The 18,062-nt window shown below is 63.7% G+C and carries 20 protein-coding genes; 7 read left to right on the top strand and 13 right to left on the bottom strand.

Annotated elements, in window-relative coordinates:
• The first annotated feature begins 37 nt into the window (after positions 1-37).
• Entirely contained in the window at positions 38-925 is an 888-nt protein-coding gene (locus AB1N67_RS13100; protein WP_043211640.1) for an EamA family transporter, read from the top strand.
• Positions 926-1,095: 170 nt separating this feature from the next.
• Entirely contained in the window at positions 1,096-1,980 is an 885-nt protein-coding gene (locus tag AB1N67_RS13095) for a pirin family protein (protein WP_090346486.1), read from the top strand.
• A gap of 27 nt (positions 1,981-2,007) precedes the next feature.
• On the opposite strand, the gene AB1N67_RS13090 is transcribed toward AB1N67_RS13095, so the two are convergent.
• Entirely contained in the window at positions 2,008-2,235 is a 228-nt protein-coding gene (locus AB1N67_RS13090; RefSeq protein WP_043211645.1) for a DUF6555 family protein, read from the bottom strand.
• 334 nt (positions 2,236-2,569) lie between these two features.
• Between AB1N67_RS13090 and AB1N67_RS13085 the strand changes: the two genes are divergently transcribed.
• Positions 2,570-2,833: a DUF1652 domain-containing protein gene (locus tag AB1N67_RS13085; protein ID WP_043211647.1), complete on the top strand. Its 264-nt coding sequence runs from the start codon at positions 2,570-2,572 to the stop codon at positions 2,831-2,833.
• A gap of 18 nt (positions 2,834-2,851) precedes the next feature.
• On the opposite strand, the gene AB1N67_RS13080 is transcribed toward AB1N67_RS13085, so the two are convergent.
• The 6 genes from AB1N67_RS13080 to AB1N67_RS13055 all read right to left on the bottom strand — a co-directional run bounded on the left by AB1N67_RS13080 (position 2,852) and on the right by AB1N67_RS13055 (position 8,090).
• On the bottom strand, positions 2,852-3,466 hold the full coding sequence (locus AB1N67_RS13080) for a Yip1 family protein (RefSeq protein WP_043211649.1): 615 nt from the start codon (positions 3,464-3,466) through the stop codon (positions 2,852-2,854).
• A gap of 88 nt (positions 3,467-3,554) precedes the next feature.
• The gene (locus AB1N67_RS13075) at positions 3,555-3,842 is read right to left on the bottom strand and encodes a hypothetical protein (RefSeq protein ID WP_043211651.1); all 288 of its coding nucleotides are present in this window, start codon (positions 3,840-3,842) and stop codon (positions 3,555-3,557) included.
• A 214-nt stretch (positions 3,843-4,056) separates the two neighbouring features.
• Positions 4,057-4,665 carry an START domain-containing protein gene (locus AB1N67_RS13070; RefSeq protein ID WP_367863035.1) on the bottom strand — a complete coding sequence of 203 codons (609 nt, stop codon included), beginning with the start codon at positions 4,663-4,665 and terminating at the stop codon, positions 4,057-4,059.
• Between the two features lie 92 nt (positions 4,666-4,757).
• Positions 4,758-5,594 (bottom strand): bifunctional allantoicase/(S)-ureidoglycine aminohydrolase, encoded by an 837-nt coding sequence (locus AB1N67_RS13065; protein WP_043211653.1) that lies wholly within the window; start codon positions 5,592-5,594, stop codon positions 4,758-4,760.
• A gap of 134 nt (positions 5,595-5,728) precedes the next feature.
• Positions 5,729-7,093, bottom strand: a complete 1,365-nt coding sequence (locus tag AB1N67_RS13060; RefSeq protein ID WP_367863034.1) for an LLM class flavin-dependent oxidoreductase — start codon at positions 7,091-7,093, stop codon at positions 5,729-5,731.
• A 16-nt stretch (positions 7,094-7,109) separates the two neighbouring features.
• The gene (locus tag AB1N67_RS13055) at positions 7,110-8,090 is read right to left on the bottom strand and encodes an aliphatic sulfonate ABC transporter substrate-binding protein (RefSeq protein WP_043211657.1); all 981 of its coding nucleotides are present in this window, start codon (positions 8,088-8,090) and stop codon (positions 7,110-7,112) included.
• Positions 8,091-8,296: 206 nt separating this feature from the next.
• Between AB1N67_RS13055 and AB1N67_RS13050 the strand changes: the two genes are divergently transcribed.
• Complete coding sequence (locus tag AB1N67_RS13050; protein WP_367863033.1) at positions 8,297-9,208, top strand: hypothetical protein; 912 nt, start codon at positions 8,297-8,299, stop codon at positions 9,206-9,208.
• Here AB1N67_RS13050 and AB1N67_RS13045 read toward each other — a convergent pair whose 3' ends face one another.
• Positions 9,209-10,093, bottom strand: coding sequence for a DMT family transporter (locus AB1N67_RS13045; protein ID WP_197853568.1), 885 nt, complete (start codon positions 10,091-10,093; stop codon positions 9,209-9,211).
• A gap of 169 nt (positions 10,094-10,262) precedes the next feature.
• Positions 10,263-10,937 (bottom strand): bifunctional 2-polyprenyl-6-hydroxyphenol methylase/3-demethylubiquinol 3-O-methyltransferase UbiG, encoded by a 675-nt coding sequence (locus tag AB1N67_RS13040; protein WP_090346510.1) that lies wholly within the window; start codon positions 10,935-10,937, stop codon positions 10,263-10,265.
• Between the two features lie 114 nt (positions 10,938-11,051).
• Here AB1N67_RS13040 and AB1N67_RS13035 point away from each other — a divergent pair, with 114 nt between their 5' ends.
• Positions 11,052-11,939 (top strand): LysR substrate-binding domain-containing protein, encoded by an 888-nt coding sequence (locus AB1N67_RS13035; RefSeq protein WP_043214218.1) that lies wholly within the window; start codon positions 11,052-11,054, stop codon positions 11,937-11,939.
• A gap of 18 nt (positions 11,940-11,957) precedes the next feature.
• Here the strand turns inward: AB1N67_RS13035 and AB1N67_RS13030 are convergent, their stop codons facing one another.
• On the bottom strand, positions 11,958-13,175 hold the full coding sequence (locus tag AB1N67_RS13030; RefSeq protein ID WP_253132395.1) for an amidohydrolase family protein: 1,218 nt from the start codon (positions 13,173-13,175) through the stop codon (positions 11,958-11,960).
• Positions 13,176-13,564: 389 nt separating this feature from the next.
• Between AB1N67_RS13030 and AB1N67_RS13025 the strand changes: the two genes are divergently transcribed.
• Entirely contained in the window at positions 13,565-14,725 is a 1,161-nt protein-coding gene (locus tag AB1N67_RS13025; protein ID WP_367863032.1) for an MFS transporter, read from the top strand.
• Positions 14,726-14,828: 103 nt separating this feature from the next.
• Here AB1N67_RS13025 and AB1N67_RS13020 read toward each other — a convergent pair whose 3' ends face one another.
• Complete coding sequence (locus tag AB1N67_RS13020) at positions 14,829-15,158, bottom strand: hypothetical protein (RefSeq protein WP_043214223.1); 330 nt, start codon at positions 15,156-15,158, stop codon at positions 14,829-14,831.
• 74 nt (positions 15,159-15,232) lie between these two features.
• Entirely contained in the window at positions 15,233-16,048 is an 816-nt protein-coding gene (locus tag AB1N67_RS13015; RefSeq protein WP_332772192.1) for a sulfite exporter TauE/SafE family protein, read from the bottom strand.
• 105 nt (positions 16,049-16,153) lie between these two features.
• Between AB1N67_RS13015 and AB1N67_RS13010 the strand changes: the two genes are divergently transcribed.
• Positions 16,154-16,924: a helix-turn-helix domain-containing protein gene (locus AB1N67_RS13010; protein WP_253132399.1), complete on the top strand. Its 771-nt coding sequence runs from the start codon at positions 16,154-16,156 to the stop codon at positions 16,922-16,924.
• Positions 16,925-17,059: 135 nt separating this feature from the next.
• Here AB1N67_RS13010 and AB1N67_RS13005 read toward each other — a convergent pair whose 3' ends face one another.
• A complete protein-coding gene (locus AB1N67_RS13005) occupies positions 17,060-17,869 on the bottom strand; it encodes a gamma-glutamyl-gamma-aminobutyrate hydrolase family protein (protein ID WP_043214227.1) in 810 nt (269 codons plus the stop codon).
• Between the last annotated feature and the right edge of the window lie 193 nt (positions 17,870-18,062).

Genomic DNA, 18,062 nt, shown 5'->3' with positions numbered 1-18,062 from the left:
CGAAATATGTCTAGAACGCCTGAAGAAGGAAGCCGCAATGCCGCTCAAGGACCTGCTGATCGCCCTGGTGGTGATCATCGCCTGGGGAGTCAACTTCGTTGTCATCAAGGTCGGCCTTGATGGCTTGCCGCCCATGTTGCTCGGTGCGTTGCGTTTCGCCCTGGTGGCGTTCCCGGCGATCCTGCTGGTCAAGCGACCGAAGCTTCCCTGGCGCTGGTTGATCGCCTACGGCGCGACCATTTCCCTGGGACAGTTCGCGTTCCTGTTCCAGGCCATGTACAGCGGCATGCCACCGGGGCTGGCCTCGTTGGTGCTGCAATCTCAGGCGTTCTTCACCTTGGGTTTTGCCGCGCTGTTTTTGGGTGAGCGCCTGCGCTTGGCGAGTGTGCTGGGGTTGCTGGTGGCAGCGGGCGGGTTGGTGCTGATCGGCAGCGAAGATGGCAGCCACGTGCCGTTGCTGGCGCTGCTGTTGACCCTGTGCGCGGGGGCCATGTGGGGGATGGGCAATATCATTACCCGGCGCTTTGGCTCGGTGGACCTGGTGGCCTTGGTGATCTGGGGCGGGCTGATCCCGCCGCTGCCGTTTCTGGCGTTGTCCTGGTGGCTCGAAGGTCCGGAGCGCATTGGCCATGCATTGGCCAACCTCGGCTTGAATTCGGTGTTGGCGCTGGCGTACTTGGCCTTCGTCGCCACCATGCTGGGCTATAGCCTCTGGAGCACGCTGTTGTCGCGCCATCCGGCGGGCAAGGTGGCGCCGTTCTCGTTGCTGGTGCCGGTGATTGGCTTGAGTTCGTCGGCCTGGCTGCTGGATGAGCGCTTGAGCGCGGTGCAGGGTTGGGGCGCGTTGCTGGTGATGGCGGGGCTGCTGATCAATGTGTTCGGGCCGCGGCTGGGACAGCGGTTGCGGGCGGCCACGGCACAATGAGTGAGGTCGGCGGTGGCGTGTTGGCGGGTAAGCCCGCTCCGACAACGATGACCGCCAACCCGGTTGCAATTGTTCTGCTGTTGGGACGATCAGGGCCGTTTTTGCTATCTACCGAAGTATTATTCTCATAGGTAGTGTTATACCCAGCTATCTGAGAGAGGAGACTTCTCATGAAAAAGATTCTGGGTGTTCATCGTAGCCCTCACGGCCATTGGGTCGGGGATGGCTTTCCGGTTCGCAGTCTGTTCACCTATGACAATCTGGCCCGTCACATCAGCCCGTTCCTGCTGCTGGACTACGCCGGCCCGCACGACTTCACCCCGACCACCGCGCGCCGCGGTGTCGGCCAGCATCCGCATCGCGGCTTCGAGACGGTGACCATCGTCTACCAGGGCGAGCTGGAGCATCGCGACTCCACCGGCGCCGGTGGCCTGATCGGCCCCGGGGACGTGCAGTGGATGACCGCTGCCAACGGCATCCTGCACGAGGAGTTCCACTCGCCGGCTTTCGCCCGCACTGGCGGCACCCTGGAAATGGTGCAGCTGTGGGTGAACCTTCCTGCCCGGGACAAGCGCGCTGCAGCGGGCTACCAGACGCTGCTGGCCAGTGATATTCCGGTGGTGAAGCTGCTAGACGATGCCGGTACCCTGCGCGTGATTGCCGGTGACTATCAAGGCCACAAAGGCCCGGCTCGGACCTTCACGCCCATGGATGTCTGGGACCTGCGCCTTGCGGCCGGTGCCAGCCTGCAACTGCCCATCGCCCAAGGGCGCAACGCTGCGCTGGTGGTCTTGCGGGGCAATGTGCAGGTCAATGGCGAGCGTGAGACCGGGCCGGCCAGCCTGGTGCTGCTCGAGCGCGATGGTGAGCACGTACAGGTGCAGGCCTTGGAAGACGTGAGCCTGCTGCTGCTCAGCGGCGAACCAATCGATGAGCCTATCGTCGGCTATGGCCCGTTCGTGATGAACAGCCAAGCGGAGATCGCCGAGTCGTTCGACGACTTCCAGGCCGGGCGGTTCGGCCAGATGGCGGGGGAGCAGGGCCCCCAGCATTGAGTCGATGGGCCACAGCGCGGCAGCCGTTCAACCGGTCTGCCGCCACTGTACATCACTGATCCCGTAACGCTCGGCCACCGGCTTGCTGACTTTCTTGATCTTCTCGCGCCCGTAGCGTCCGATGCGGGCCACTCCCGCATCGCAACTGGCCCAGTGCCAGGCCTCGGCGTTGTCCATCCGCTCGGCGCGGATCACGAACGACTTGTGCTGCCCGTGCAGTTCGTAGTCGATCACGAAAAGTTTGGCGTCGATCATCGGTCCCCATCCCTTGCGCAGCCGCGCAGGCTGGCCACGTGCAAGACGTTCCGTGGCCTATCCGTGGGAAACTGTGACTTACTCAAAAGTTTGAAAGAATTCCCCCTTGCCCGACCAGCGGCACAGGCAAGACCGCTCGTCGTAAGCCTGCTTCATTGGATCGAACAGCCAGCGTCAAGCCGGGCTCTTCTTCTAAGGTGCTAGAGGATTCACCAGGCACTCATTGCTCCAGCAAATGAGTGACCGCTTGGACATGCGCAATATCAATTGGCACTGCGCCAATTCAGGGCGTACTCACACACAACAGGCCATCCAGTACAGAGAGGGTCGAACCATGTCGTTGATAGGAGTTTCGCTATTGGAAATGCGCCAGCTGATCGAGCAGGCCTGTCTGCCCGACCGCTGCGAGGTCAGTTGCCCGGACGGCGTCAGCCTGACCATTCGTCTGGGCAATGAACAGGGGCTTGACGATTGCCTGACCGTCACCGGCATTCCCCTGGACAGCCTCAATAGCTGTCGTGATGTCCATGAACTGGTGAACCAGTTGCGCAAGGATCAGCGCCTGGGTCATCCGCACGTGGCCAGGGCCATCGCCTGAAACGCTCGGCAGACCCGGTCAGCCAAGGCTGGCCGGGCGCACATACTCAGGCATCAGGCCGTTGAACCAGAACAGGATCATCGACACCAGGATGGTCACCAGCAACAGCAGTCCCACACCCCAGACACAGGTTGCGAACAGCAGGGCCTGTTCCTTGCGAAGCCGCAGAAACGTCTGCAAGCCGCCATAGAGCAATACCGTGGCATAGGCCGAGGCTGCCAGCAGGGCCAGCACGGCCAGCCAGCGCATCGGCACCAGGCCCACCACGCCCGCGACGAACCAGGGCGTGGCGCAATAGGCGGCAAAGCCGATGCATTGGTTGAGGGTGGGTTGGGCGTCGAAACCTCGTGACATCCAGCGGATCATCACGCCCATCAACATGACGCCGACCACGGTCGTGGCGTACAGAAGGCCCGCCAACTGCGCAGCGCTGACCAGGCTCAGGCGTACGCGATCCTCCGCGGCCAGGCTCCAGCCGAACGTGGTGGTGCCGATGAACAGGCACACGGCCGGGATCAGCGCCAGTGCCAGCAGGCGTGGCAGGTATTGTTGCGGGTGGGCTTCCTCGGCACGGCGGATGTCCAGCCAGGCGGCACCCGGTTGAGTGAAGAGCTTGAGCAAGGGGCTGTTCATGGCAATCTCCTCGAGGGCAAGCGTGTCCTCTTTTTATGGAGAAGCCCCAGCGCCCAGGGTTCAGGTTATCTGTCGCCCGTTGATCGCTTCACTGCAGCTCAAGCACCAGGTTCATGCCGCCATCGCCGCATTTGGCATGGTCACGCACCACGCCGTGATAGCTGCGTCCGTCCCAGACGAACGCCACGCTGTGGGCGCGGTCGAGTTTTTCCGGCAGCGGTGGGTCGATGTGCAGGCGCAGCGCCGGGCAGCCTTGCAAGTTGAGCGCGGCTAGCTGGACCTGGCATTCCACGCGATGAGCCACCGGGCCGAACAGCGTATCGCGGACGAAGTCCAGCTCCAGGCTGGCGCAGGGAGCGCGGTAGTGGGCCTTCATGGCTGACACAGCGGACGTAGGGACATGACGGGCTCCTGGGAGGATCGCGGAGGTATCTATCATTCGAAACCTCTCCCGGGGTGTTGTTCAAATTATTTCTATTTCATCGAGCGTTTATTTTTGCGCTGTCAGGACGGGACCTGGTTCGGCGGTGAACCCGCTCCCTCAGGGGTTAGGGTGATCCTTGCGGGAGCGGGGTTACCCGCGAATGCTCTTAGGGCTGACGCTCGGCCACGGCCTTCAATGTGCGCAAGGTGACCAGCGGCGCATCCACCACGAACTGATTGGCCAGCCATCCCGGCACGTCGCCCGCCGGGTCGGCCTGCAGTTGATAGCTCACTTCGGTTTCCTTTTCCCCCAGCGGGCGCATGGTCCATTCCCCGCGCAGTCGGCGTACGCGGATCAACCCTGGCGCTGCGGGCACCCTACCAGGTTCGGCGCTCAGGTAGCGCACCAGGGTCCCATCGTTCAGGCGCTCGGTGCGCACGCGCAGCACGATGTCCCTGGGGTGGGCCGGCCAGGGCAGGTCGGTGACCAAGTAGACCCAGGTACTGTCGCCCTCGACTTCCAGCAAGAGCATCTCAGCGCAGGCATATAGCCATTTGCAGGCCACCCGCAGGTTCTCCTGCAGGTCAGTGAGGGTACGCACGCTTGCCTTGATGCGGGTCACGCCGCGAAACGCCTGGTAGGGCGAGCCTTCCACAGCGCTCAGATAAACGTCGACGCCATCCTCCTGATGCGCCAGGCGCCAGTCGGCCGCCACCAGCAAGGGGGCTGGCAACAGGAGCAGCAGGGCGAGCAACAGACGATACACCAGGGGCATGGACGCAGGTCCGCAAGCAGTGGGGTGCAAAAAGTATGGACACAAACGACAAGCCCGCCATGAAGGCGGGCTTGTGAGACATCAGCCTGGACTCAACGCTGTGGGTTGAGCGTCAGGTGCACGTGGCGGTTGACGTCCTTGTACAGCAGGTAGCTGAACGGGCCAGGGCCGCCGGCATAGCAGGCTTGCGGGCAGAAGGCACGCAGCCACATGAAGTCACCGGCTTCGACTTCGACCCAGTCCTGGTTCAGGCGATACACCGCCTTGCCTTCCAGCACGTACAGGCCGTGTTCCATGACGTGGGTTTCAGCGAACGGAATCACGCCGCCTGGCTGGAAGGTCACGATGTTGACGTGCATGTCGTGGCGCATGTCGGCCATGTCGACGAAGCGGGTGGTGACCCAGCGGCCTTCGGTGCCCGGCATTTCGATGACGGTGGCGTCCTTGCGGTGGGTGACGAAGGATTCCGGAACAGCCAGGCCTTCGACCTTCTGGTAGTGCTTGCGCAGCCAGTGGAAGGTGACGTTGGACTTGCTGTTGTTGCGCAGGCTCCAGTCGGCGCCCGGGGCCAGGAAGGCGTAGCCGCCAGGGACCAGGGTGTGGTGCTTGCCTTCGACGGTGATGTCGATCTCGCCTTCGACCACGAACAGGACCGCTTCGGCGTTCGGGTCCAGCTCAGGACGCTCGCTGCCGCCTTCCGGGGCAACTTCGACGATGTACTGGGAGAAGGTTTCGGCGAAGCCGGTCAGCGGGCGGGCGATGACCCACATGCGCATCTTGTCCCAGAACGGCAGGTGGCTGGTGACGATGTCACGCATCACGCCCTTGGGGATGACGGCATAGGCTTCGGTGAACATGGCACGGTCAGTCAGCAGCTCGGTTTGGCCTGGGTGCCCACCGTGAGGGGCGAAGTACGAATGATTCGACATGGAGAGTCTCGACTTGTTGTTCTTTCCCCGTGCCGTTGAACCGCACCGGCCGGTGCGCCGCAGGGGATGCACGGACAGGATATGAGCCTTTCCGTGGCATCCACAAATTAAATGTTGAAATGTCCGGTATTTATTCAGTGAATGTCGACCAGGCGCCCGGCATGGGCTTCTGGCAGACGATCGCCCTGGCCGAACAGCTTGTGGCGCAGGGTTCCCTTTTCATAGGCCAAGGGATAGCGACCGCGGCGTTGCAGCTCGGGTATCAAGAGCTCGACCACATTGGCCAGATCGTCCGGTTGCACCGCGTAGGTGAGGTTGAAACCGTCGATGCCGGTCTGGTCGAGCCAGGTTTCCAGCTGGTTGGCGACTTCTTGCGCCGAGCCCACCAGCACCGGTCCCCGACCGCCCAGCCCAACGAACTGCGCCGCCTCGCGTACTGTCCAGCGCCGGTCGGGGTCCGCGGCGGTGAAGGCGGCCAGGGCCGCGCGGCCGGCGTCGTTCTCCACATATTCGATGGGCGCGTCGGGCTCCAGGCCTGCGAAGTCTATGCCGGTCCAGCCCGACAGCAGGGCCAGGGCCGCCTCCAGATCGACATGGCGGCGGTAGTCGGCAAAGCGTGCCTGGGCTTGTTCGTGCGTCTGGCCGACGATCAGCAGGGCCTGGGCATAGATGAGCACTTCATCGCGGCCACGCCCGGCGACCTCGCTGGCCTGGCGGATGCCGTCGGCATAGCGGCGCAACACGGTGGGTGTCGGGCCACTGATGAATACGCATTCGGCATGCCGCGCGGCGAACTGCTGGCCGCGCGCCGACGCTCCGGCCTGGAACAGCACCGGGGTACGTTGGGGCGAGGGCTGGCACAGGTGCATGCCAGGCACCTGGAAGTGCTCGCCAGCGTGGCCGATGGGGTGTACGCGCGACGGGTCGATGTAACGGCCAGTCTCGCGCTCGAGCACCACGGCATCGTCGTCCCAGCTCTTTTCCCAGAGCTTGTAGAGCACCTCGAGGTATTCCTCGGCCAGGTCGTAGCGCTGGTCATGACCCAGTTGCCGGGCCAGGCCCAGGTTGCGTGCGGCGCTGTCCAGGTAACCGGTGACGATGTTCCAGCCGACTCGGCCGTTGCTCAGGTGATCGAGCGTCGACATGCGTCGGGCGAAGGGGTAGGGGTGTTCGTAGGTCAGCGAGAAGGTCACGCCGAAGCCCAGGTGTTCGGTCACCCCGGCCATGGCTGGCACCAGCAGCAAGGGGTCGTTGACCGGGACCTGCACGCCGCCACGCAGGGCTGCGTCCGGCCCGCCTTGGTAGACATCGTAGATGCCCAGCACATCGGCAATGAACAGGGCATCGAACAATCCGCGTTCGAGCAGGCGAGCCAGGTCCGTCCAGTATTCAAGGCGGTTGAAATCCACGCTGGTGTTGCGCGGATGACGCCAGAGGCCCGGTGACTGGTGGCTGGCGGCGTTCATGCTGAAGGCGTTGAAGCGAATCGGGCGCGGCATGCGGAGCTCCTTGGCGTCAGGGCAGGACGGAAGCCGGGTAGACCGCGTCGGCCACCTGTAGCTTGCGCGGAATCAGGCCCAGGCTCTGGAAGGTGTCGGCCAGCTTCTGTTGCTCGGCGACAATCTGTGGGGTAATGGCCACGGCGTTGTAGTTGCGCCGTTCACTGGCCACCTCCAGTACGTCGGCACCGATGCCCAACTGCGGCGCCAGCAGGTTGGCGACCTCGGCAGGCTTGGCATTGGCCCACTGGCTGACCTTGGCCAGTTCGTTGAAGAAGGTCTTGAGCAGGTCGCGGTGCTGGTCGGCGAAAGCGGCGGTGGAGAGGTAGAACGTCCGGTTGTTGGAAAGCCCGCTGCCATCACGCAGGTTTTTCAGGCCCGGTTGCCGTTCGGCTGCGGCCAGGAACGGGTCCCACAGGGTGACAGCCTGCACGCTGCCCGACTGCAGGGCGGCCACGGCGTCGGCGGCGTTGTTGACGTAGGCGGGGGTGATGTCCTTGTAGCTCAGGCCTGCCTGCTCCAAGGCCACGGCCAGCAGGTACTGGGCGTTCCAGCCACGGCCGGTGGCCACGCGCTTGCCCTTGAGGTCTTCGACACGGGCAATGTGGTCTTGCTCGCGCACCACCAGCCCGATGCCGCGGGGGTAGGGTTGTTCGGCTGCCAGGTACACCACCGGTTTGCCGGCCGCCTGGGCGAACACCGACGGTGCGTCGGCAGCGTGGCCCAGGTCGATGGCGCCTGTACTCAGGGCTTCGAGCAACTGTGGCCCGGCGGCGAATTCGTGCCAGGTGACTTTCACGCCTTGCGGCGCCAGCGCTTTTTCCAGGGCGCCGCTGCCTTTGAGGATGTTGATGCTGTTGAACTTCTGGTAGCCGATGCGCAAGGTCTTGGCGTCTTCAGCCAAGGCGTTGGACCAAGGCAGCAAGGCGCTGGCGACACTGGCCAGCAGGCCGCCAAGCAGCAGGCGGCGAAGGGGAGAGAAGGCACGGGCGGGCACGGGAAGATCTCCTGGAAAGGCTTGGGTGGGGTGTTCTCCAGCCTAAGGAGGCGCGCGAGGGCTTTCAATTTTTTAATTCCATTTAGTTAGAATGTTTTGTTCTTTATATATCGTTTTGTTTTTCATAGACGGCCGGCCGCGTAGGGCTGACAACATTTTTTTCACATCCTCTTGCTAGGATTTCGCCTCTTCCAAGGAGACGATCAATGGCACGAGCCCTACGCGTACGCGCTGTGAAAGTGTTGCTGGCCGGCACCGCCGGCGTGCTTGCCAGCGCGCTGGGGTTCTTTGCCTGGCAGAGTTTTTACCCCGTCCAGGCCGCCGATGGCTGGGGTGTTCAGGTACTTCACCGCTCGGTGGACAAGGCCGCGTCGCTGCTGCCCCAGGCCGACGGCAGTCTGTTGGTGAGCCGCGAGCTGGACGATGGCCGTGGCAGCATCCTGAAGATCACCGCCGAAGGCGATCGGGTCGTCATGATCGAGGGCTTGTCCAAGCCTGATGGCATGGTGGCTGCACAAGGCGGTTGGGTGTTCAGCCAGGAGGGCGGCAGAGCACCGGTCAGCCTTGCTCGGGATGGCCAGGTGACCCATCTGTTCGATGGCGAAAGCGTGCAGGGTTTGTGGAACGACGGCGATTACCTCTATGCCATCGAAGACCGCAAAGGCAATGGCCGCTTGATGCGCTACGACTGGCACAGCGGTCAGCTCGACATCCTGCGTTCAGGCCTGACCGAAACCGAGGGCCTGACCCGCTGCAGCGATGGCCGCCTGCTTTACACCGAAAAGGGCGCCGGGCAAATCCGTGCGCTGAGCGAGGATGGCCAGGACCCGGTGGTGGCCAGCGGCCTGCGCAACCCCACCTTCCTGCTCTGCGACCAGCGTGGCCTATGGATCAGCGAAGATTCCACCCACCGCGCACGGTTGTTGCGCATCGACGCCCAGGGGCAGCGTCACACGGTGCTGACCTTCCTCAAGGCGCCCCAGGCCATCGTTCCCGACGGCAAGGGTGGCTACCTGCTCGCCGAAGGCGGGCGAGACCGAGTGCTGCGCCTGACGCCACCGATCGATACCAACACCGCTCAGGCGCAGGATGTGACACCGGACGTGCCAGGGGCCTGATCAGCTGGGCAGGCGCTTGCCGCGCCCCGGCAGCAAGCCGAGCACCAGCATGCAGCCCAGCAGGATCACCCCACCGCCCACGATCTGCAGAAGGCTCAGGGCTTCGCCGAGGAACAGCGCGCCGATCAGCACTGCCACCAAGGTCACCACGAACTCCACGCTGATGGTACGGGTGGCACCGATGCGCGCGACTAGGCCGAAGTACAGCACGTAAGTAGTGGCGCTCATCACCGCGCCGCTGATGGCCAGCAGCAGCCAGTCGCTGGCCTGGGGCACGGTGGGTACAGGCACCACCCACAACAAGGGCAATGTCAACAGGCCGCCAGCGAGAAAGGCGCCGCCGGTGACCGTCCACGGGTCCTGGCCGCGCAGGCGCAGGCTCGCATAGTTGCTGCCGAACGCAGCGCACAGACAGCCAAAGACCGAAGCGATGCAGCCGTGGATGAAGTCGTCGGTCACGGCCTGCGCCGGGAACCCCACCAGCATGACGATGCCAAGTACGCCCAACAGCAGGCCAGCCAGGCCCTGGGGGGTGATTTTCTCGAGGCCCCAGACGCGACCGATGATCATCGAGAACAGCGGAATGGTCGCCACCAGAATCGCGGACATGGCGGTGCCGATTCGCGGTGTAGCGTAGGAAAGACCGATCAGTTGCCCGGCCACCGTGGTGGCGCCCACGACTAGCAGCGGCTTGAGCAAGGGGCGCAGGCGCAGCGCCCGCCCCAGCAGCGCCGCCAGTACGGCCAGCGTGCCGCCGGCGATCAGCGAGCGCAGGCTGACCGCGCCGACCCAACCGAAGGCATGCACGACCTTGAGCACCACCAGAAAGGACAGCCCCCAGGTGATGGCCAGGAACGAATAGGCGGCAAGGTCGCGCGGTTGCATGGGGTAGGGTCCGTCCGGGAGAGGAAGGCAGGCTAGCGGGTGGGCGCGAAGGGGAGCAAGGGGGCGGGGTGTGGTTGGCGCGTCTGGTGTGAATCCTGTCGCAACCAAGCGGATGTTCAGGGATCCAGTTGGGGGCGGGACAGGCCCAGGTTTACTCGCGAAAAGGGCACTACAAGACTTGGCGTTGGGCAACCAGCAACAGCGACTGCGGTACCGGGCTTTGCGGGTGCTGCGGCTCCTGCAGGCTGACCAGGCGCAACCCGGCCATGTCCAGAGCATTCAACCAACTGGCGAGGGTGCGGAAGTACCAAGGCATCGGGGCCCACTGCCCGGCAAATCCGGCGAACGTTTCTTCGCGCCATCCATCCTGGTAATCGCCATTGGCCATCGTCCAGGGATGCAGGGTCTGGATCACCATTGCGCCGCCTGGGGCGAGCAGGGCGCGCATGGCGTCGAGCAGCGGAATGATGTCCTGATGCAGCAAGGCGAAGTTGGCGCACACCAGGTCGTACTCCTGGCCGACGTCCACCTGCCTTTGCGCCAACTGCTCGTAGGTCGCCTGGTATACACGGCTCGCCCCGGCAGCCTGCGCGGCCTGAACCAGCGTCTCGTCACCATCCACGCCCGTCACCTCGATCCCGCGCTCGGCCAAGGCGCGCAACAACCAGCCCTCGCCACAGCCCAGGTCCAGCACGCGCTCAGGCTGGCGGCCCAGCACCGCGAGCAGGATGGCCTGGTCGGTGACTTGCCGCCGACTTTCGATGGCACCGCTGCGCACGGCGGCTATCCAGGCTTGGGCGTTGTGCTGCCAGCTTTGCAGCAGTGAAGCGTCAGGTGTGGGCATCGGGCGTGTCCGCTGAGGGGTCAAGCACAAGGATAGGCCGGATCGCGCCACCCAAGGCGCAGGGCTTCTGGCATGATGCTCGGACTGCGTGTATTCGAAAGATGAATCTTGCCTATGACAGACAGTGCGAAACCCAATAGATCGATCTATGACCTGGATCTGCTACGGGCCGTGGTGATGGTGGCCGATTGCGGCAGTTTCACCACAGCCGCTGCCAGGCTTCACTCTACCCAGTCGACAGTCAGCCAGAAGGTGCGGCGGTTGGAGGAAATGGTCGGGCATCAGTTGCTCGATCGCAGCAACCGGGAAGTGCATCCGACCGATGCCGGCGAGATGCTGTTGGGTTATGCGCGGCATTTGCTGGCCGTGAGCAACCAGCTGAGCGAGGCGCTATCCGGCGGCGTGACGGTGACCGTGCGCATCGGCTTGCCGGACGATTTTGTCGCCGGCAAGACGATGGCGTCGCTGGCGGCGTTCAATCGCAAGCATCCCAAAGTGAAGCTCGAGATCACCGGCGGCCTGAGCCGAGACCTGATGGGCAGCTACGACCGTGGCGAGCTGGACCTGGTGCTGGTCAAGCAACGCCGTCACAGCCGTGAGGCCAATGCCTGCCAGCCGGAACGCATCGAATGGATCGACAGCGCGCAGTACCCGTGCTTTGCCCAGGACCCGATCCCCTTGGTGACCTTCCCGCCGCGGGGCCTGTATCGAGACGACATGATCAGCGCGGTCGAGGCCATGGGGCGTAGCTGGCGCATCGGGTTTACCAGCTCGAGCCTGGCCGGTATCCAGGCGGCGGTGGCCAATGGGCTGGGGGTCAGTCTGCTGCCGTCCCGGGTGGTCACGCCTGGGCATCGGGTCTTGGGCGCCGAGGAGGGTTTCAAGCCGATCAAGGTGTTCGAGGCGGCGATCTTCTACCGGCCCACGGCCGACCCGATGGTCAAGGCGCTGGCGGACATCCTGATCGGCATCCTGCGTGACGAAGCACCTGAACCGGCCTGATTCCGTCCAGGGGCCGACTCAGCGGCGCATCTCACGACTGAACTGAGCAGCCTTGAGCTGCAAGATGGCGGGCCCGCCCCAGAACGCCCCATGGCGCACGATCAATCGCTCGTGCAGCGCCGCCGCCACCGCTGCCGCCGCGTTCGGTGCCTTGAACAACAAGAAGCTCGCCTCGTTGCCCACCTTCAGGCCGTAGTCGGTCTTGCCCATCACGGCGGCGCTGGCCTCGGTGGCCATGTCCAGCGCAACCCGCAACTCCTCGTCGGTATTGAACCCAGAGCGATAGCTGACCAGCATCGCGCGCTGCAGCATGTCGCCGTTGCCATAGGGCCACCAGGCATCCTGGATGTTGTCGTTGCCGGTGAACACCCGCACCCCCCCTGCACGCAGGCGCAAGACCGGCGGAAAGGCATGCTCGCCAGGCGCATTGGTCATGATCGAGACACCTGCGTGGGCCAGTACCTGCGCGGTTCGGTCAACCACCTGCTCGGACACATCTCCCAACCCATACGCATGGCTGACCGCAACCAGGCCCTGCATGCCCAGGGCGCGGGTGCGTGCAGCGATGCGTTCGAGCTGGGCAATGCAAATCTCGCCCGGTTCATGGAGGTGGATATCGGCCTTCACCCCATGGCGCTCCGCGATGCCGAAGATTATGTCCAGCTGTGCTTCGGCATCGCCGTCCAGCGTCGTCGGGTCGATGCCGCCGACCACTTGCACACCCTCACGCACGGCAGCTTCCAGGATTTCGGCGGTACCGGGGCAGGACACCACGCCCGCCTGGGGAAAGGCCACCAGTTCGATGTCGATCAGGTCCTTCCAGTTATCCCGTGCTTGGAGAATGGCGTTCAGATGGCTCAGCCCAGTCGTGGCATCCACGTCCACGTGGCAGCGCATGGCGAGCGTGCCATAGGTGGCGGCCTGGCGGATCAGGGCATCGGCGCGGTCGAGGATTGGTGGGGCGCTGGCCAGTTCGCGTTTTTCCACCGCCAGGCGCTCGCGCAGGGTGGCGACGTTCTGGTGCGGGCGCCAGCGGTCGCCAACGAAGCTCTTGTCCAGGTGGATGTGGCCATCGACGAAGCCGGGCAGGGCCAGCAGGCCTTCCAGGTCGATGGTATCGGCTGCGGCGACGGCGGCGCGCTGTGGACCGATGTGGGTGATACGTCCGTTCTTCACGGCGATGTTCAGGGGCAGGCCATCTGCGTCGATGGCGTTGATGAACTCACGGTCGTTCATGGCTGGCCTTTTATCATCGGGGCCGGTTCGACGAAGCGCACGGTAGCGGGCGATGGCCCCTGGGTTGGATGTAGCGACACACGGTAGGGAATCTCCAGGGGCCTCACAAATTAAATATCGGCATCGATTGCAGTGCGTTTCTGGATACAGGCAAGCGGTATCGGCGTGCATTAAAAAGCCCACTGGAGTCGATTCCGATATTTAACTTTCAAAGGCCTCAGGCAAGGCCCAGGATTGCATCCCAGAGCGGTCAAGCCACCGCTCACCTGGGTCTGCGGGGCGTCTATCGCGGCGTATTGGGCCCAGTCACCCAAACAATAAAAACAAACGCTGTGGGCAGGGTCACCTGATCTAGCAGGTGATGCTGTGCAGCGTGTCAGGGTCCATTCATGATCAAAGACTCCAAGCTACTACGTGCTTCCCTCATCTTCATCGCCTGCACTTCATTCATCGTCTGCGGTGTACAACCAATCTTCATGGGGTTGGTCACCGAACAACTGAACTTGTCGCTCGATCAACAGGGCTGGGTCGTCTCGGTGGAGATGATCGGCATGACCCTGGGCACATTGCTGTGCCCGATCGTGATGAAACGCCAGGGTGGGCGCAGCCTCTGTCTGTGGGTGGGGTTGCTGTGCGTGGCGCTGAGCATGGCCACCGCCTTTGCGCCGAGCAACGGCACGCTGCTGCTGGTAAGCCTGGCGGCGGGCACGTGCGCCGGGTTGATCTATGCCTATGCGGTGTCCACGTTGGGTCGTTTGCCCAACCAGGACCGCTCGTTCGGCCTGATGCTGTTGCTGCAGACGCCTGAGTACTCGTTGTTTTCCGCCGCCTTGCCCCTGCTTGCGGCCCAGAGCGGCACGGTGACGGCGCTGTGTTCCTTTGGCCTGTGGTACCTGCTGATTTGCGGCGCGAGCCTTGCGCTGCCACGCAAGCCCGCGGCGCTGATCGGTAGCGGCGAGGGGACGTGCGCCCAGGGCGGTTCGTCGCGCATGGGGCGCAGCGCGCTGGTGGGCATGCTGTTCATGCAGATCGCCATCTATTGCGTGTGGGGCTTCATCGACCAATTGGCGCGTGACCAGGGCATCGACGGTGTCGATATCGGCTGGGCGTTTGGCCTTTCTGCGATCGGCGGCTTGCCGGGGGCGGGGCTGCCTAGCCTGTTGGGCGCGCGGGTCAACCGGCAGCTGATGATCGCCGTGGGCCTGGTGGCGATCTTCGTGTCGATCGCCATGCTGACGGGACACACCCGCACCCCGATGCAGTTATTCGTGGCGCTGCTGTTGATTAACTTCGGCTGGGTATTGTCGTTGTCGTACTACATGGCGTTGATCACTACCAATGACCCGACCGGAAAACTCACGCCCCTGGTGAGCATCACCCTGATGGGCGCGGCGGCGGTGACCCCAGCCCTGATCGCCTTGCTGGTGGAGGGATCGAATCAGCAGTTGATCTTCCTGTTGGGCACCAGCGCGCTGGTGATCGCGTTTGCGGTGACGTGCCTGGGTGGCCGCTCGAAGAGGGCTGGGGAGCGGTTGTCGGCTTCAGCTTGAGCCGCTCCCACAGGGACTGCGCCTCGATCTCAAGTCTGCTCAGTCCCTATGTATGTAAACAAAAACGTTAAATTAATCGCATAACCTGCTGATATATAACGTATTAACGTTTTGCGATCGCATGCTGTACGCATTGCTCGTAGTACGTCTGCCTGATCGCCGCGGGCTTGAGCCGGGACTGGCTGTTGTAGGTCTGCTCGGTGATGCCGAAGGCGGTCATGCGCATCCAGGGCTTGGGGAATTTGCGCGTCTGCAACTTCTTACGCGTGGCATACAGCGTGACGCCGGAAAGCTTGGCCTGCTGCGCATCGGCGGCGATTTGCGAACCCCAGTGGCATACCTGACGATCGTTCTGGTTCAGGGCCTTGGCTTGGGCTGCGAAGGCGGCCGTGGCCATCACACAGCCGGCGATCGTTGCTAGAAATACCCGCATGATGCTGTCCTAAGCTTATGAAGGAAAAGGGAGTTTGCCTTCACTTCGCAGGGCTGGGGGCCAGCAATTTGCCGTCAGCTGCGCACCAGGAGCATCGTCAGCAACACGCCGCCCAGCAATAGCAGGTAGGCGCGGGCATGGAGCGTATCGTTGATGCGTCCGACCAACGGTGCAGCCAGTGCCATCCCCAGCCAGGCGCCCGCCACCAAGGCTGTCGCGGCATACAGATTGACCAGGCCCAGATAGCCCACCCCCAGCGTCAGTTGCGCCTGAGGCAACAGGGCGTAGGTCAGCGTGGCCACCAATGCCATGGGCAACGACAGCGGATTGGCCATGGCCGTGGCGGTCAGCATGCTCGCGCCGCGTCGGCGCATCAACGGTACGGTCATGACGCTGCCACCAACACCCAACAACGCCGCCACCGCACCAATCGGCACGCCGATCAGGGTCGAGTGCCCTGGGCCCAACGGGGGACGCTGCGAGCGGGTCTTCGCGACGAAGCCTGGGCGAAGCCAGCCATCGAGCAGGCTTGCCAGCACGTAGGCGACGAACAGCCAGCGCAGCCAGTCGCTGTCCAGCCAGAGCGCGGCGATGGCGCCGAGCAGGGCGCCAAGACCGATGCCCGGCACCAGCAGGCGCACCAGTGCCCAGTCCAGGCTCCCGGCGCGATGATGACGCCAGCTGGCCAGGGCACTGCTGACGATCATCACCGCGGCGGAAGTGGCTACAGCGATCTGCATCGCATGCTGACTGACCACGGAGCCCGCCTCATGACTGGCCAGCAGCAGCGCATAGAGCAAGGGCACCGCGAAGAACCCGCCGCCAAAGCCGAACAACAACGTGGTGACGCCTGCGCACAGGCCGAACGCGACGAGCAACGCGTAGAACATGCAACGCCCTCCAGAGCGGATGAAGGCTGCACGATAATGGGCCTCGGCCTGGCCGGCTTGCGCGCGATGGCCAATAATCGTTGTTTTTCGGCCAAGGCGATCGGCATGCGCAACATTCCTTTGCACACCATGGACGCAACGCCCCGCCCCGTGCTTGCCATCGGCACCGACTACCCGCCTGGCACGCTGCTGGCGGCGCACAGCCATCGACGGGCGCAGTTTCTCTACGGTATGAGCGGTTTGATGGATGTGCTGACCGATGACGGCGCCTGGGTAGTTCCGCCCTACAACGGCGTCTGGATACCGCCCGGTAAGCGCCATCAGGTGCGTATGCGGGGTGTCAGCACACGCAGCCTCTACATCGAACCCGAAGCGGTGCCCAGGCCGGGTGAGCAATGCGAGGCCTTGCTGGTCAGCCCCTTGCTCCACGAACTGCTGCTGGCCAGTGCCGATGTCCCGGCGTTGTACGACACCCAGGGGCGCGATGGCTTGCTGGTCGCCTTGATGCTTGCTGAACTGAGCCGTGCCCGGCCATTGCCACTGTTTGCGCCGATTCCGCAGGAGCCACGCGTTGCGCAGTTGTGCCTGGCGTTTCTGGCTCAACCGGATATCCGCGTCACGCCACAGGATTGGGCGCATCGGCTCAATTGGAGCCTTCGTACCTTCACCCGTCGCTTTCGAACGCTCACGGGGTTGTCGTTCGCCCAGTGGCGACAGCAGGCATGCCTGATGGCGGCGGTGACGCGTCTGGCGGCGGGGGAGTCGGTGACACGGGTGGCGCTGGATTTGGGCTACGAGAGCCCGAGTGCGTTTTCCAGCATGTATAGACGGATGATGGGGGAGGCACCGTCGGCACTACGGCACACGGCGGTGTGAGGCAAAAAACGATCGCGGAGACAGGCACAAGCCAGCCGCCCGCTTCCACGGGAAGTGTTCTGGGACCAGCAGAGGGTGACCGGGGAAGCGGGGGCGACATTGCGCCGCCCCGCGATCAAAACTAACGAAGAAGAATCAGGCAGCCTGGTTGCGCTTGCCCTGGGATTTGCGCACCTGGGTGCGGCAGGCGTCGCCGAAGGCTTCGAAGATCTTGATCGAGTCAGGGTTCTTCGCGGCTTGCCATTCCGGGTGCCACTGCACGGCGAACAGGAACGGCGAGATGCTCGGGGCGTGGATCGCTTCGACCAGGCCGTCTTCAGCGTGGGCGATCGGCTCGATGCCTTTGCCCAGCTTGTTCAGGCCTTGACCATGCAGGGAGTTGACGCGGATCTCGTCGGTGCCGAGCTTCTCGCGCAGCCAGCTGCCTGGTTGGACCTTGACGCTGTGCACGGCCTGGTACTGGACCTCGACCGGATCTTCCGGATTCTCCCGGTGATCGTTGAAGCCTGGCTCGGCGTAGACCTTCTGGTAGATGTCACCGCCCAGGGCCACGTTGATTTCCTGCATCCCACGGCAGATACCGAAGATCGGCAGGCCACGGGCGATGGCCATTTTCACCAAAGGAATGTCGAACAGGTCGCGATCTTTGTCCTGGGCCTTGCCCGGGGTCTGGTTTTCCTGGCCGTAGAGGGCCGGGTCGATGTTGCTGCCCGCGCCGGTCAGGTAGACGCCGTCGGCCATGTCCAGGTAGGTCTCGAGGTCTTCGACGCCACAGCAGGTGGGCACGAGGACCGGGACGCAACCGGCGAATTCGACCAGCGGAGTGATGTATTTGTGGGTCATGACCTGATAGTCATGGCCTTTGCGCTCTTGGCTGCCCATGGTCATCAGGACGACGGGTTTGCGCAGGGAGGGTTGCTTGTTGCCAATGTTGCTGTTGGACATATGTCACCTTGGGACAGGTTCATCCTGTCGTTGTTGTGCAGGCGCACGGGCTCGGCCTTGAGTACGTCCTGAAACCCCGAGCACTGCCGGCTCGCCTGGCAGGCGATTCCGGTCGGGGCTTGTTCATAGCTTGCCAGAGCCGTTCGATATGTCAAACGAGTGGCGAGGGGTGAAGGCGCCGTTTTTCGGGGGG

Source organism: Pseudomonas guariconensis (assembly GCF_040822035.1).
In the GTDB taxonomy this organism is placed as follows: domain Bacteria; phylum Pseudomonadota; class Gammaproteobacteria; order Pseudomonadales; family Pseudomonadaceae; genus Aquipseudomonas; species Aquipseudomonas guariconensis.
This window is presented reverse-complemented; position numbering and strand designations above follow the sequence as displayed.